This window comes from Bacteroidota bacterium (genome assembly GCA_038746285.1).
GTDB lineage: Bacteria > Bacteroidota > Rhodothermia > Rhodothermales > JANQRZ01 > JANQRZ01.
Genome location: JBCDKT010000047.1, coordinates 16727 through 31382 on the forward strand (window position 1 = coordinate 16727; position 14656 = coordinate 31382).

Sequence of the window (14656 nt, forward strand, 5' to 3'; positions counted from 1 at the left end):
CTGACAGCCCTTGGTTCGCACCGTCGCCCCGGCGCGGTGCGCTCACTCCCGGTACTCTCTGCGCGCAGCCTTTCGCGCCGAGGGAACGGACCCTCCAGTGACTCCATGCGGGGCATCCTCTCGATTCTCCTCTTCCTGATTCTCGTCCCGGCGTCGGCGGCGCAGTCCCTCAGCGGGCGCGTCACCGACGCGGACGGCACGGCGGTGCCGGGGGTCAACGTCACCGTCCCGGCCCTCGAGCGCGGCGCGGCGACCGATGCCGACGGGCGCTACACGCTCGGCAACCTGCCGAGCGGCGCGCTCACCGTCGTCTTCAGCGCGGTCGGGTACGAGCGCGCCGAGCGGACGGTGACCGTGCGTGGGGCGGTCACGCTGGACGTGACGCTCGCCGAGTCAGTCGAGGCGCTGGAGGCCATAACCGTGCGGGAGGACCGAGTGCAGGAAGCCCTCGCCCGCGCGCCGCAATCGATCGCCGTGCTCGACGCCGAGGACCTCGACGCCGTGCGCGGGCAGACGCTCGGGCAGACGCTCGAACGGCTCCCCGGCGTGACGACGCTCTCGACCGGGCCGAGCATCCAGAAGCCCGTCATCCGCGGGCTACACTCGGACCGCGTGATCGTCATCAACAAGGGCGTTCCGCAGGAAGGCCAGCAGTGGGGGGCCGAGCATGCGCCCGAGATCGACCCGTTCTCCGGCGCGCGGATCGAGGTCGTGCGCGGGGCGGCGGGCGTCGAGTACGGCGCGGGGGCGATTGGCGGCGTGGTGCGGATCGAGGACGAGCCGCTGCCCCGGACGCCGGGGTGGAGCGGGCAGTTCTCAACGAACGCGTTCTCGAACAGTTCGCAGGCCGCCGGGTCGCTCGAACTTGAAGGCAGCCCGGTCGCGGTGCCCGGCCTCGGCGTGCGCGCCCGCGGTAGCTTCCGCCGCGCGGGCGATGCCCGGACGCCGGACTACGTCCTCGGCAATACCGCATTCTCCGAGCGCAGCGCCGAGGTCGCCCTCGGCTACGCGCTCGGCGCGCTCGACCTCGAAGCCCGCGCCAGCCACTTCGGGACCGACCTCGGCGTCTACCGCGGCTCGCACTTCAACTCGTTCGACGCGCTCGACGCCGTCTTCGAGGCGGGCCGCCCGCCTGTGGACTACGCGTTCGAGTACGAGGTCGGCGCGCCGAAGCAGGACATCACGCACAACATCCTGGCCCTCCGCGGCCGCTACGACTTCGGGGCCGGGGCCCAGGCCGAGGTGCAGTACGGCGTGCAGCGCAACCGGCGCCAGGAGTTCGACGCCAGCCGCATCGGCAGCCGGGACCCGCTCGAGCGGCCGGCCTTCGACCTCGTCCTGATCACCCAGACGCTCGACGCGAAGCTCCAGGCGCGGCCCGCGCGGCTGCTCGGCGGCGACGTGCTCAGCAGCGTCGGCCTGCACGGGATGACGCAGGGCAACCGCTCCGAGATCGGCTACCTGATTCCCAACTTCCGGTTTTACGATGGCGGGGCCTGGGCGCGGGCGACATGGGCACGCGGGCCGGTCACCGTTGAAACTGGAGCGCGGCTCGACGGGCGCTGGCTGCGCGCCTTCCCTCGCAGTTCGGGCGACCGCGGCGACTTCGTCGAGACTGTGCGGACGTGGGCGGGGGCCTCGGGCGCACTCGGCGCGATCTGGCAGTTCGCCGAGTCGTGGTCCGCCAGCGCGAACGCGAGCGCGGCGTGGCGGCCGCCGAGCGTGAACGAGCTCTACAGCTTCGGCATCCACCACGGCACGGCGCAGTTCGAGGTCGGCGACGCCGCTCTCGAGACCGAGCGCAGCCTCGGCCTCGACGCGACGCTCCGCCACGAGAGCCGCCGCGTGTCCCTCGAGGTCAGCACCTACGCTACCCGCATCGCGGACTACCTCTACCTCGCCCCTGTCCGAGACCTCGTAGTCACGATACGGGGTATCTTCCCCGAGTTCCGCCACCAGCAGACCGACGCCCGCCTCGTCGGCTTCGACGGGGCGCTCGACGTGAACGTCGGGCGCGGCTTCGGGCTCGGGCTGACGGCCGCCGCCGTGCGCGGGACCGACACCGAGCGCGACGAACCGCTCCTCGCGATGCCCGCCGACCGCCTCGGGCTCTCCGCGAGCTACACCCTGCCGAGCTCAGGCGCACTCCGTACGCCGGAGGTGGGGCTCGGCGCGACGTTCGTCCGCGAGCAAGACCGGTTCCCCGTCCGGCTCGATGCTGACGGCGACCCCATCGCGCTCGACTACGCTCCTCCGCCCGGCGGCTACGCCCTCCTCGGGGCCGAGCTCTCGGGCGAACTCCGCTTCGGCGGGACGCCCGTCCGGCTCTCGCTCGAGGTCGAGAACATCCTCAACACGCGGTACCGCGACTACCTCAGCCGCTACCGCTACTTCGCCCACGACCCCGGCCGCAACGTGATCCTGCGCCTGCAGGTCCCGCTCGGCTCGCCGTGAGCATCCATCCGAAAACCACAACACACCAAGCCAAACCCATGAACAACTTTTCCGCCTTTACACGCTTCAGCGCGCTCCTGCTCGCCTTCGCCTTCCTACTCACCGCCTGTGACTCCAACGACCCCGAGCCGATGGGCGGAGCGGGCGAGATGGAGGTCATCTCGAACGTGCAGATGGCGCTCACGCCCCAGGGCGGCGGTGCCCCCTTTACCGCCGAGGCCGTCTTCAACGAGAGCAGCGTGCAGACGAGCATCGACCCGGTCAACCTCACGGCCGGCACGGTCTACAACGTCGAGTTCACCTTCCTGAACCGGTTCGAGGATGATCCGGAGGAGCTCAACGAGGAGATCACGGAGGAGGAGGACATCGCCCACCAGCTCTTCGTGATCCCCGAAGGGGGCGTGGCCGACGACCTCACGATCTCCAACCGCAACAACGACCGCGAGAATCAGCCCCTCGGGACCTCGTTCACGCTCACCGTTGGTGACGCTGCCGACAGCGGCATCCTCCGCGTCGTGCTCCGGCACTACGAGGGCGACTCGGACGCGCTCGTGATCGAGCAGAAGGGCGACGACCTCGACCCGACCGATGTCGAGATCCCGGACGTCGTCGAGAACGACGTGAACATCGAGTTCGCAGCGACGATTGCCAACTGAGCGAGTTGGGCGTAGGTTACGCTGAACCCTGCGGGGCCGGCGGCGTAGGCGCGCCGCTGGCCCCACGCTTTTGCCTCTTGCCTCATGGATGCCGCCCTGCTCCGCCGCGTACGCACTCACATCCTCGACTGTCCCGAACGCTTCTGCGCTGCACATTGGGCGTGGGTCCGCAACGGCCGCGCCGTCCGCGAGGACGGGGCTGCGCCCGAGGGCTTCCGCGGCTGCATCGCCGCCCACGTCCTGCTCCTGAGCGGGACGTTCGACGAGACCGGCCTCGTCCGGCGCAACCTCCACTTCGACAACGGCACGCTCAGCGCCGCCGCGCGCGACGTGCTCGGCCTCGACGGCGCGCAGTACCGCGAGCTGTTCTATCCGAGCCAGTGGCCGGACCCGTTCCGCGCGCGCTACTACACGACCCAGACGCCCGAGGCCGAGGCCGCCGTCTGCGCCGCCTACCTCGCCGACTTCCTCGGCCGCCACGCCCCGGCGTTTCCGCTCGCCGCCGACCGCCCGGCCGAGGCCCTGCAGCACACCGTCCGCACCCCGGTCCTCGCTCGGTCCTGATCCGAGGGCAGGCGGAAACGGTCGTAGGGGCGACGCGTGCGTCGCCCCTACCGGACCGGCTCAGTGGCTGTGGCCGTCTCCGAACAGGCCGAACGAGTACTGGAGGCCGACCTCGATCATCGAGTCCACCTCGAGCTGCGGCCCGTCGAGGTCCTGGAAGACGGGCAGCATCACCTCGGCCCCGACGCGGAGGTTGTGGAGCGAGCCGCTCGGGACGAAGAAGTTGACGCCGAGGCCCGCGTCGAGGCGCGTGCCGCCGCGTAGGTCGGAGAAGACGGTCGGCACCACGCGGTTGGCGACAGCCATCGCGTAGGCCGGGTCGGCCCCGTCGACGTCGCCCCAGGTCATGGCCTCGGCGCGGACAGACGCGCTGACGAGGTCATTGATCTTGTAGGCCCCCCACGCCGTGCCGCCGTAGACGTTGCCGAAGCGGTAGTCGTTGCTGTTCTCGCCGAGGCGGACTTTGGCCGACACCTGCGAGCCCCAGCTAAAGGCGTCGGCCTGGCCGAGGTAGGTCACGCCCGGCATCACGTCGAACGTGCCGGAGCCGATCTGCATCGGGTACGGCAGGCGGACCTCGTTCCCCATCGACATCGGGTTCACGTCCTGCTCGTCGATGGAGCCAGTCGGGAAGCTGACGCCGAGGTTGGCGTGGATGCGGCTGCGGCCGGGGCGGGCCAGCGTGTAGAGCGCCGAGAGCTTCACGTCGCCCAGGCCGCCGGACTCCGTCTGGAAGGTGCCGCCCATCCGCGTGACGTGGTCCATCTCGGAGAAGACGAGCGGGACCATCAGCATCAGCGTCAGGTCATTCGCCGGGGCGAACATCGCGCCGAGCATGTGCATCTGCATCGGCATCTCGGTCGGCGTGACGAGGAAGTTCGAGCCGGTCGGGCTGATCACGTCGGCGTCGGCGATCTCGTCGGTGCCGAGGAGGCTGCCCTCCATCGGCATGAACATGTAGCGGTAGGAGAACATCACCTCGCCGGCGCCGTGGGTGTGGTCGCCCATCACCCCGATGGGGGCGTGGCCGTCCGGGCGCTGCGAGGTCCAAGACTGAGCGTGGAGGGGAAGGGCGAAGAGGAAGAGCGCGGCCGCGAGGGCGGCGCCTAGGGATCGAGTAGGCATAGGTTACCAGCGTTGGAACGTGCGAGGAGAACGCCCCGCACGGTGCGAGGCGTCGAGGTCGTGTTGCGAGGCCCGGCGCTAGGCGCGCGGCGGGCGGAACACGTTGCTGGCAAACGCAGCCGCCGGGAGGGGCGACGGATCGGAGGTGTAGGCGCGGTCGTGCGTCGGCGGGTCGGGGAGCGCCACGCCCTCGCCGAAGAACCAGCCGAGCGTGAGCAGGACTTCGACGCTGGCGGCGTTGCGCTCCTCCTGGCGCTCGCGCTGCTCGTGGAGTTGCCTCGTCAGAAAGCACGTCCCTTCGCACTCCAGCTCCGGCATGCCACGGTTGACGCAGAGGTGCTCGATCACGAAGTCCTGCCGGAGGAGGAACGCCCCCTGCACGAGCAGCAGGCCCTGGGTGCTCAGCACGAGGCAGAGCACGAGCGCGAGCCGCAGGACCGATCGGAGGGGAGCCATGCCCGGAAGATAGCCCCGACCCGGTGCAGCCCTGCGCCGGGTCACATCAAAAGGCCCCGTCTCGGCATCAGCGGCCGGGCGTCGCGGACGAGGCAGCGAACGTCGCCGCAGCCTCAGTCCGGCCGAGCTACGCCGGCGGGGAGGCCCGCTTCGCCGTCGCCGCTGCGGAGCACCTTCGCCGAGGCGCGGCGGACCTTGCGCGTCGCGCTCAGCGGGCGCGGCATGTCGAGCGTGCCGGCTTCGGTCGCGTGCTCCACGGCCGCCCCGATGAACGCGACGAAGAGCGGGTGCGGGCGCTGCACCGTCGTCCGGTACTCCGGGTGGAACTGCACGCCGACGAACCACGGGTGTACGTCCTGCGGCAACTCGACGATCTCGACGAGGTCGCGCGCCGGGTTGAGGCCGGTGAAGGCCATGCCATGCTCCTTGAGCTTGTAGCGGAGGTGGTTGTTGACCTCGTAGCGGTGGCGGTGGCGCTCGCCGATCTCGGGCTCGCCGTAGACCGCGTGCGCGTGAGAGCCGGGTTCGAGGCGGCAGGCGTACTCGCCGAGGCGCATCGTCCCGCCTTTCTCGGTGACCTCCTTCTGCTCGTCCATCAGGGCGATGACGGGCTTCGGCGAGTCCAGGTCGAACTCGGCCGAGTGGGCGTCGGCCCACCCGCAGACGTTGCGGGCAAACTCGATCACCGCGCACTGCATCCCGAGGCAGATGCCGAGGAACGGGACGCCGCGCTCGCGCGCGAGCCGGACGGCCTCGATCTTGCCCTCGATCCCGCGCTCCCCGAAGCCGGGCGCGACGAGCACGCCCGAGACGCCGCCGAGGAGGTCCGCCACGTTCGCCGCCGTGACGCGCTCCGCGTGGACCGGGACGACCTCGACCTGCACGCTGTGGGACGCCCCGGCGATGATGAAGCTCTCCGAGATCGACTTGTAGGCGTCCTGGTGCTCGACGTACTTCCCGACGAGCGCGACGCGGACCTTGCCCGTCGGGTGCTTGAGGCGCTGCAGGAACCCGATCCACCGGTCGAGTTCGACCTCGCCGAGCGCGTCGGTCTCTTCGGCGAGGCGGAGCTTCTCGATCACCACCTCGTCGATGCCCTGCTCGCGGAGCAGGAGCGGGACCTCGTAGATCGTCTCGGCGTCGAGCGCCTGCACGACAGCGCGCTCCTCGACGTTGCAGAAGTTGGCGATCTTGCGCCGGACGTCAGCCGGGAGCGGGTGCTCGGTGCGGCAGACCAGGGCGTCGGGCTGGAGGCCGTAGCTCTGGAGCGTCTTGACCGAGTGCTGGGTCGGCTTGGTCTTGAGCTCGCCCGCCGCGGCGAGGTACGGGACGAGCGTGAGGTGGACGAGGCACACGTTCGAGCGCCCCTCTTCGAGCGCGAACTGCCGGATCGCCTCGAGGTAGGGCAGGCTCTCGATGTCGCCCGCCGTCCCGCCGACCTCGGTGATGACGACGTCGACCTCGCCCGTCTCGCCGAGCTTGCGCATCCACCCTTTGATCTCGTCGATGACGTGGGGGACGACCTGGACCGTCTTGCCGAGGTATTCCCCGGCGCGCTCTTTCTCGATCACGCCCGAGTAGACCCGGCCCGTCGTGACGTTGTTGGCCTGGCTCATCGGGACGCCGAGGAAGCGCTCGTAGTGCCCGAGGTCGAGGTCGGTCTCGGCCCCGTCGTCGGTGACGAAGACCTCGCCGTGCTCGTACGGGTTCATCGTCCCGGCGTCGACGTTGATGTAGGGGTCGAACTTCTGGATCGTGACCCGCAGCCCGCGCGCCTCCAGGAGGCGGCCGAGCGAGGCCGAGAAGATGCCCTTGCCGAGAGAACTCGTCACGCCGCCGGTGACGAAGAGGTACTTGGTCTGCATGGGAGCCGAGGGTGGGTGCGCGGGGTCCGGTCAAGGTAAGGCCCGACGCCCGCCCGCGCCGACGAATTCCGCTCGGAGCCTACACCCCGAGCACGTCCGAGACGGCAACCTCACCGGCCTCGGGAATCGCTGCGAACCTCAGCGTCTCGCCTGGCTCTGCGATGCGGGCCTCGACGTAGCCCACCGCCCCAGGCTGCCGGTAGACCTCGACCTGGCCGCCGCCGAGGTCCACAATCCAGACTTCGGGCACGCCGGCCGCCGCGTAGCGCGGGGCCTTCACCGCCCGGTCCGTCGCCAGCGTCGTGTCGGCCACCTCGACGACGAGGAGCGCGTCGGCCGCCTCGGGCATCCGCACTTCGGCGAAGGGACGCAGGAGGGCAAGGTCCGGCTCCGGCTCCTGCTTCGGCCCGAGCCGGACGGGGTTCTGCACGCTGACGACGAACGCACCCTCCAGTTCAAACCTGAGCCGGGTGAACAGGTCGTTGAGACGATTGACGCAAGCGATGTGGGCGGCACCAACAGGAGACATGGCGGTGATGATTCCGTCGATGAGTTCGACGCGGCTGTCCTCGCCAAGCACGCCGGCTTCAGCCATCGCGTGGTATTCGTCCACGGTGAACGTGTGGGGGCGCAGCAGGGTCGCAGGCATGGGCTCGGGGTCGCGGTGCAGCGTGTGGTACGCTTCGGGTAAGCCGGACGTTCAATCCGGCCTCTGCGAGATCATCAGCAGCCCGGTGCCTGTCGGGTTCGACTCGCGGAGGTCGAGGGCGTTGAGGGCGAGGCCGGCCGGGAGCGCGGGGAGATAGTAGAAGGGCAGCAGCGCGCCAAACGCCATGCTCCGGTTCAAGAGCCCGATGGGCCACTTGACGAGGAGCCGCCACCCGGCCGAGCCGTAGCGCCCGTAGGTGTACATCCAGTCGACGACCTCCAGCCCCGCCGTCTCCAGCTTCTCCTGCAGCTCGGCCGGCGGGTAGCCGTCGCGGACGTGCTCGCCGATGAAGCTCTCCCCGCCCTCCTCGGTCACGCCGCTCCCCCCCTGGTCACTCGGCGTGTTGACGACCACGTAGCCGCCCGCCCGGAGCACGCGCCGGAAGTTGCGGAAGACCGCCCGGTCGTCCTCGATGTGCTCCATCACGTCGACGCTCAGGCAGAGGTCGTAGGCAGCCTCCTCGGCCATCGGCTCGGTGAGGTCGAGTTGGCGGAAGGTGATGCGGCCTGCGTGGGGCGTCTGGTCGAAGAAGCTCCGGGCGCGGGCGAGGTAGCCGGCCTTCACATCGACAGCCGTGACCTCGACGTGCGGGAACTGGTCGAGGAGGAAGTGAGCGTACTGCCCGAACCCGGTCCCAGCGTCGAGCACACGAACGGGCCGCCCAGCAGGCATCGACTCGATCAGCGCCCGCAGTTCGCGGCGGACGTACCACGAGCGCAGGAAGACCGTGTCGAGCAGGCGGTAGAAGACCTTGTTTAGCGCCGGCGAGCGCCCGAACGCGTCGCCGAGCCGGTCTTTGACAGGATCGTAGTCCATGGACGAGGGCGTGGGGAGAATGGGGGGCGTGGAAGGAGCGGGAGGGCCGGACGGATGCCCTCCTTCTCTCCGCGCGCTCTCAGCCGGACTGCGCTTCGTAGTAGGCAATCGCGCGCTCGATGCCGGTGCGGAAGTCGGTCTCGGCCTCGAAGCCGAGGGCGCGCTGCTTGGCGGTGTCGCCGCCGCGGGCGAAGACCCCGGAGGGCTTGTCCGAGAGGCCGACCACCTCCGGCGCGTAGCCGCACGTCTCGGCCGCCATCCGGGCGAACTGCTTGAAGGTGGTGTAGACGCCCGTCGAGAGGTTCACCGCGTCGCCGTCGTCGACCTGCTCGACGGTCTGGAGAATGCCGGTGACGCAGTCCTCGATGTGGACGAAGTCGCGCATCTGCTCGCCGGTGCCCCAGACGTTGAGCACGTCGGCCCCCCGGTTGGCAATGGCGCGCTTGCAGATGCTCGGGAAGGGGTAGGTGTCGTCCTGGTCCTCGCCGTAGCCCGAGAACGGGCGGTAGCAGACCGACTTCAGCCCGTGCCGCTCGTGGGCGAGCCGGGCGAGGTACTCGACCGTCAGCTTGCTCCAGCCGTACGATAGGTCCGGCATCCCGATGTCGCCCTCGAAGGTGATCATGTCTTCCTTCAACAAGACGTAGTCACCTTCGCGCTGGAGATCCACCGGGTAGGCCGCGCTCGACGAGAAGCAGGCCGTCCGCCCGGGCCTTGCCTTCGCCGCCCACTGCCAGTACTCGGCGTCGATCGAGAGGTCGTCGGCCACGGCGAGCGGATTGTTCTCGATCACGAGCCGCCCGCCGACGATCGCGGCGAGGTGGAAGACGGTGTCGAAGGCCTCGCCGGGTCGGTGCCGGAAGAAGAGGCGGCAGTCCTCCTCGTAGAAGTGGAAGCCGTCGTGGTCACGCGGCTCGAAGAGGGGCCAGCCGTCGGCGGGGCGGATGCCGCCGGTGAAGTCCACGACGGGATCGACGCAGTGGACCTCGTCGCCGCGCTCCAGCAGGCGGCGGACGAGGTGGCGGCCGACGAACCCGGCCCCTCCGGTGACGAGGACTTTCTGCATCAACTTGCCCGGGAAATGGGTTCGGAGTGGGTGAGAAACGGCAGCAGCTCGTCGACGAGCGCGTCCCACGAATAGCGGTCACCCTGGGCCTTCGCCCCCTCGATCAGCGGAGCCCGGTCGCCCTCGAAGAAGCGGACAATCGTGCCGGCGAGTGCGTCCACGTCCTCCGGCGGGACGACGTAGCCGGCCTCCCCGTCGGGCACCATCTCGGCCAGCACGCCGAGGTCGGAGACGACGAGCGGGACGCCGAAGTAGAACGCGGTCTGGACGACGCCGCTCGGGGTCGCGGTGCGGTAGGGCTGCACGGCGAGCTCGGAGGCGCAGAAGTGGAGGTGGACTTCCTCGTTTGGGACGTAGCCGGGGAAGAAGCGCACCGCCGGCTCCGGCCCATCGTCGAGGCCGAGGTCGGCGACGCGGGCCTTGACCTCGTCCTCGTCCTCGTAGAACTCGCCTGACACGATGAGCTGCACGTCGACCCGCTCACGCACTTTGGGGAGGGCCTCGACGAGCAGGTCCAGTCCCTTGTACCGCCGGATGACGCCGAAGAAGAGCAGCGTCGGCCGGTCCGGGAGGCCGAGCCGCTCGCGCGCCTCGGCGGCCGGGACGGCGTCCTCGAAAATGTCGTAGACCGGGTGAAAGGCCTCGAGCACGCGGGCCTCGGGCCTGAGCGCCCGGAGGTCGTCCGAGATGTGCTCGGAGAGCGTGAAGTACGAGTCCGCCGCGCCGACGAGCGCGCGCATCAGCGGGGCTGTGAACGGGAAGGGCTTGTGGGGGTGGACGTTGTGGAGAAACAGCGTCACCTCAGGCTGCGGCGCGCCTGCAGCGCGGAGCGCCTTCCGCATCCGGCGCAGCATCACGAGGTAGGCCGGGACAAAAAAGGGAATCCAGTGGGCGAGCACCACCACGTCCGGCCGCTGCGCCGCGAGCCAGTCGCCGGCCTTTTTCCAAGCGAGCGGGTTGACTGAGTCCATGAGCCGCATGGGCGTGCCGGGGAGGTCCCACGGCGTGTCCTCGTACTGCGTCTCGCCGGGGAAGAGCAGCGACGGGTACTGCCGGTGGAAGCTCAGCATCCGCACGTCGGACCGCTCGGCCAGGGCCTGGGCGAGCCGGTTGTTGAAGTGCGCGATCCCACCCCGGTACGGGAAGAACGGACCGGCGAGCACGACGCGGGGGGAGGACGGCGAGGGCATCGAAAGGCTGAAGCACTGAGGCACGCGAGCGCCGAAGATACCGCCGACGCGCGAAGCCGTCCGGGCGCCGCGTGGACCGCCGGCCGGCCTGCACGGCTAGACACCGGGAAGCGCTTCCGTAGCGAAATACAAACAGGCTCCAGAGACGGGGGTCTCTGGAGCCTGCACACGCTGCCAGCCTCGGCCGGCAGCCGCGTTGAGGTCGTTCCTTACGGAGCGCCGCCTTCGTTGAAGAAGCAGCCCTCGTTGTCGACGGTCGGGCACTGGTTGACCGAGTTGAGTCCTTCCTCGATCACGTTGCCGTCCACGTCGAACGACTGGTCACCCGTGAACGGGTCGCCGAGCGTGGCTGTGATTTCGACGATGTCACCGTAGACGGTGATGCGGGGTTGCTGGTAAGCTTTCATTACGGTCTCCTGAGCCGTGGTGTAAAGTATAGGTTGTGCGACGGACCCAATATACGTCCCGTGCGAGACCGGGCTAGGGACGAGAGGAGGTTGCGATGTGCGCCCGCCGGAACACATCCCCATAGGGGAAACCCCCACCTTGCGTGAGGTGCGTTCTGTCTCATCCAGACCAAGTAGACCATGCAATCTAACCTATGTATTCATCTATCTAACCTGCTATGCAAGCCTTCCCAGGTTGTGACAAGACGCCCTACACCTCCGCGAAGTGGAAACCCGTCCTGTCATTGTCACTTCTTGTTGGCTGCCTCTTGACTTCTTGCCCTCGCATCGTTTCCTTCAGGATGCCCAACCGTGTCGCCCCCTACCACTCTGCGACGCGTACAACCACCACACCCAACCACCTCTGTACCCATGACATCCACCCCACGCATCCTCTGCGTGGCGGCGCTCTGCGTAGCGTTCGCCTCGCTGGCACCTGCTCAGCAGTCGGCCCCCCAGGACATCCCCTGCAACCCAACGCTTGTCTCTGAGGGCGCAGCTCCCGCGGCATGTGCCGCGCTCTCGGAAGCCGCTGGCCCTGTGGCGGCGGCCCGGCTGGTAGACAACGCCCAGTCGTTCGGGCACGACTTCCAGAACTCAGCCTTTGTCCGGCTCGAGGAAGACCGGCCCGGCACCTACATGCTCGTCGCTCCGCTCAACCCCGACGAGTTCATCAACGCGGGCGACTTCCGCGGCAACGACCTGACAACGTGGTACGGCCTCGATGCCGTGGGCCGCGCTTTCTCGGTCGACGCCAACACGGGCGTCATCACCTCGCTGGGCCGGATTGACCCACCGGAAGACTTCACCTGGACGGCCCTGACCTGGGACTACGAGGACGAGGTCTTCTACGCACTCGGTGCCCGCTGCGGCAGCCGGACCGGCCTCTTCGAGGTTGACTTCGACCGGCTACGGCGGACGCAGGTTGCGGCCCCGAATCAGGGCTTCCTCTGCGGGATCGCGCTGGCGTCGGACCCCGTCGACGGGACGCTCTACGCCTACGGCCTCAACCGCAACGAGCTCGGCACCATCAACAAGAACAACGGTGCCGTCACGATCGTCGGCGCGCTGGACTTCGACCCGAACTTCGGGCAGGGGATGGACTTCAGCAACATCGACGGGACGCTCTACGCCTACGCCTACAACAACGACCCTCAACGGGGCGAGCTCCGCGCGGTGGACACGTCGAGCGGCAGCACGACGTTCATTGGCCGGCTCGGAGGGATCATCCCCGGTGGCCGCAACCAGATCGGGTCCGGGTCCAGCCGGACGCCTCGCAACGCCTACAGCCTCTCGGCTTCGACCGCGGCGCAGAGTGTCCCGCAGGGCGGATCGGCCCGCGTGTCGTTCCAGGTCTGCAACGGGCTACCCGCCGGGCTGTCCGGTGACCTGACCTACCGGTTCTTCCTCGACGGCAGCCCGGCCTCGCCGGAGGTGCGCGTCGGCAGCGGGTCGGTCGGTGCGCGGACCTGCCTGCGCGAGATCTCGTTCGACGCCGAGGTGGCGTCCGACGCGCAACCGGGCACGTACCGCGTGGACCTCACGGTGACGCCCGACGGGCCCGGCCCGGCCAGGACGGTGAGCCTTCTGCTCGACGTGACCGCTTCGGCCACGCTCTCGGCAAACACCTGGGGCGTCTCCAACGCGGATTCGTGGCTGACGCGCGACGGCCAGACCGCAGCTTCGGCCTCGGCTGCACCGGCCGAGGTCTCGGTCTACCCGAACCCGTTCGCGGGCGAGACCGCGCTGACGTTCTCGCTCGGCGAGGCCGCCGAGGTGCGCTTGGCCGTCTACGACGTGCTCGGGCGCGAAGTGGCGGTGCTGACGGAAGGCACCGTCGAGGCTGGCACGCACACGGCGACGCTTGACGCGCGCGGCCTCGCCACAGGCACCTACGTCTACCGCTTGGTAGCGGACGGCCTCGTGAAGAGCGGGCGGCTCACGCTCGTGCAGTAGGCTCGTCACCGCTCCGGCGCGGCGCGACTTCGCGCGCGCAGTTGGGGACCTCGGCTGTGTGCCGGGGTCCCCTTTTTTGTCTGCCTACACAGCCCAAGCGTTGATTTGCGCCAAAAGCGCAACCAGATAGCGCCTCTAGCTTCAAGATCTACTTGACTTTTGCACTAGAACCGTGTTAGTTATAGGACATGCGCCGCTGGCTCCTTCTGAGCCGAGCGGCTTTGATCCCTTCATCTAAACCCTTACACACCCATGAACAAGCTCGTACGCCTTTTCAGCGTAGCAGCTCTCTGCGTGGCGCTCACCCCCATCACGTTCGCGCAGGACAACTGCCGCGGCCTCGCCACGACGGCCGGCCCGTTCCCCGCTGAGTGTGCCCGCTCCATCGACTCGGACGATGTCTCCCTGGACCGCTCCGGCCCGATGGACACCGTCTTCGGCTTCGACGCGGTCAACAACTTCGATGCCGTCCAGGGTCCTCAGTTCGTCCGCTTCGCGCAGGACGTCCCGACGACCACCCTGATTGGCCCGACGACCGCTCCGGCCTTCGTCAACGCCGGTGACTTCGCAGGCAACGACCTGTCGACGTTCTTCGTCATCGACTTCGCGGGCAACGCCCTCACAGTGGATGCGGCCACGGGTGCGGAAACACTCCTCGGCAACATTGGCCTGATCGAGGTCGGTGACCTGGCCTGGGACTACAGCTCCGGCCAGTTCTACGCCATCACGTCGGACTGCTCGACTGAGACGTCCCTCTACACGGTGGACTTCGATGCGCTGACGACCACCCTCGTCGGTTCGACCACTGAGGCCACCTGCTCTGTCGGTCTCGGCATCAGCACGGGCGGTGTTGGCTACTACCACAGCATCATCGAGGACGCGATCTACGAGGCGGACCTCGCCGACGGCTCGGCGACGCTCCTCGGCGCGGCTGGCTTCAACGGCAACTTCGCCCAGGCGGCGGACTTCGACAACGACGACGGCACGCTCTACCTCTATGCCTTCAACGACGACGAGTTCGGCGCGGGCAACAACCCGGCTGAGCTTCGCACCGTCGACCTGACCACGGGTGCCACGACGCTCGTCGGCAAGATCGGCAGCGCTGGGACGGACGTCCGCGAGATTACCGCCGGTGGCAGCGAGACCATGTTCGACGACGGAGGCGGCGACCCGCCGTTCGTGATCGACGCGAACCCCGAGTCGCAGACCGTGACCGCCCCCGGCACGGCCAACTTCACCTACACCGTGACCAACAACACCGCCTCGGCACAGTCCGGCGTGGTCTTCTACCAGGCCTTCCTCGGCTCCAACCCGGTCAGCCCGGTCGTCCAGGTACAGTCCGGCTCGCTCAAC

General features: G+C 68.8%; 13 protein-coding genes. 5 read left to right on the forward strand and 8 right to left on the reverse strand.

Features of this window, described 5'->3' with window-relative positions:
* Positions 1–105: 105 nt before the first annotated feature.
* From AAGI91_13790 to AAGI91_13800, 3 genes are all read left to right on the forward strand, one after another.
* Complete coding sequence (locus AAGI91_13790; protein ID MEM1043685.1) at positions 106–2454, forward strand: TonB-dependent receptor; 2349 nt, start codon at positions 106–108, stop codon at positions 2452–2454.
* Between the two features lie 38 nt (positions 2455–2492).
* Entirely contained in the window at positions 2493–3110 is a 618-nt protein-coding gene (locus AAGI91_13795; GenBank protein MEM1043686.1) for a hypothetical protein, read from the forward strand.
* Positions 3111–3194: 84 nt separating this feature from the next.
* Positions 3195–3674: a hypothetical protein gene (locus AAGI91_13800; GenBank protein MEM1043687.1), complete on the forward strand. Its 480-nt coding sequence runs from the start codon at positions 3195–3197 to the stop codon at positions 3672–3674.
* A 60-nt stretch (positions 3675–3734) separates the two neighbouring features.
* On the opposite strand, the gene AAGI91_13805 is transcribed toward AAGI91_13800, so the two are convergent.
* From AAGI91_13805 to AAGI91_13840, 8 genes are all read right to left on the reverse strand, one after another.
* Positions 3735–4799, reverse strand: coding sequence for a transporter (locus AAGI91_13805; protein MEM1043688.1), 1065 nt, complete (start codon positions 4797–4799; stop codon positions 3735–3737).
* Positions 4800–4877: 78 nt separating this feature from the next.
* Positions 4878–5255, reverse strand: a complete 378-nt coding sequence (locus AAGI91_13810) for a hypothetical protein (GenBank protein ID MEM1043689.1) — start codon at positions 5253–5255, stop codon at positions 4878–4880.
* A gap of 113 nt (positions 5256–5368) precedes the next feature.
* A complete protein-coding gene (locus AAGI91_13815; protein MEM1043690.1) occupies positions 5369–7120 on the reverse strand; it encodes a CTP synthase in 1752 nt (583 codons plus the stop codon).
* Positions 7121–7199: 79 nt separating this feature from the next.
* Positions 7200–7769, reverse strand: a complete 570-nt coding sequence (locus tag AAGI91_13820; GenBank protein MEM1043691.1) for a Uma2 family endonuclease — start codon at positions 7767–7769, stop codon at positions 7200–7202.
* Positions 7770–7820: 51 nt separating this feature from the next.
* Entirely contained in the window at positions 7821–8645 is an 825-nt protein-coding gene (locus tag AAGI91_13825; protein MEM1043692.1) for a class I SAM-dependent methyltransferase, read from the reverse strand.
* A 79-nt stretch (positions 8646–8724) separates the two neighbouring features.
* Positions 8725–9711: an NAD-dependent epimerase/dehydratase family protein gene (locus AAGI91_13830; protein ID MEM1043693.1), complete on the reverse strand. Its 987-nt coding sequence runs from the start codon at positions 9709–9711 to the stop codon at positions 8725–8727.
* Positions 9711–10901, reverse strand: coding sequence for a glycosyltransferase (locus tag AAGI91_13835; GenBank protein MEM1043694.1), 1191 nt, complete (start codon positions 10899–10901; stop codon positions 9711–9713). The genes AAGI91_13830 and AAGI91_13835 overlap by 1 nt, the downstream gene beginning before the upstream one ends.
* Before the next feature lie 209 nt (positions 10902–11110).
* Entirely contained in the window at positions 11111–11308 is a 198-nt protein-coding gene (locus AAGI91_13840; protein ID MEM1043695.1) for a hypothetical protein, read from the reverse strand.
* Between the two features lie 411 nt (positions 11309–11719).
* Here AAGI91_13840 and AAGI91_13845 point away from each other — a divergent pair, with 411 nt between their 5' ends.
* Both AAGI91_13845 and AAGI91_13850 read left to right on the forward strand, forming a co-directional pair.
* Positions 11720–13303 (forward strand): T9SS type A sorting domain-containing protein, encoded by a 1584-nt coding sequence (locus AAGI91_13845; protein ID MEM1043696.1) that lies wholly within the window; start codon positions 11720–11722, stop codon positions 13301–13303.
* 252 nt (positions 13304–13555) lie between these two features.
* Positions 13556–14656, forward strand: a 1101-nt coding sequence (locus AAGI91_13850; protein MEM1043697.1) for a hypothetical protein, incomplete at its 3' end; no start/stop codon positions are given.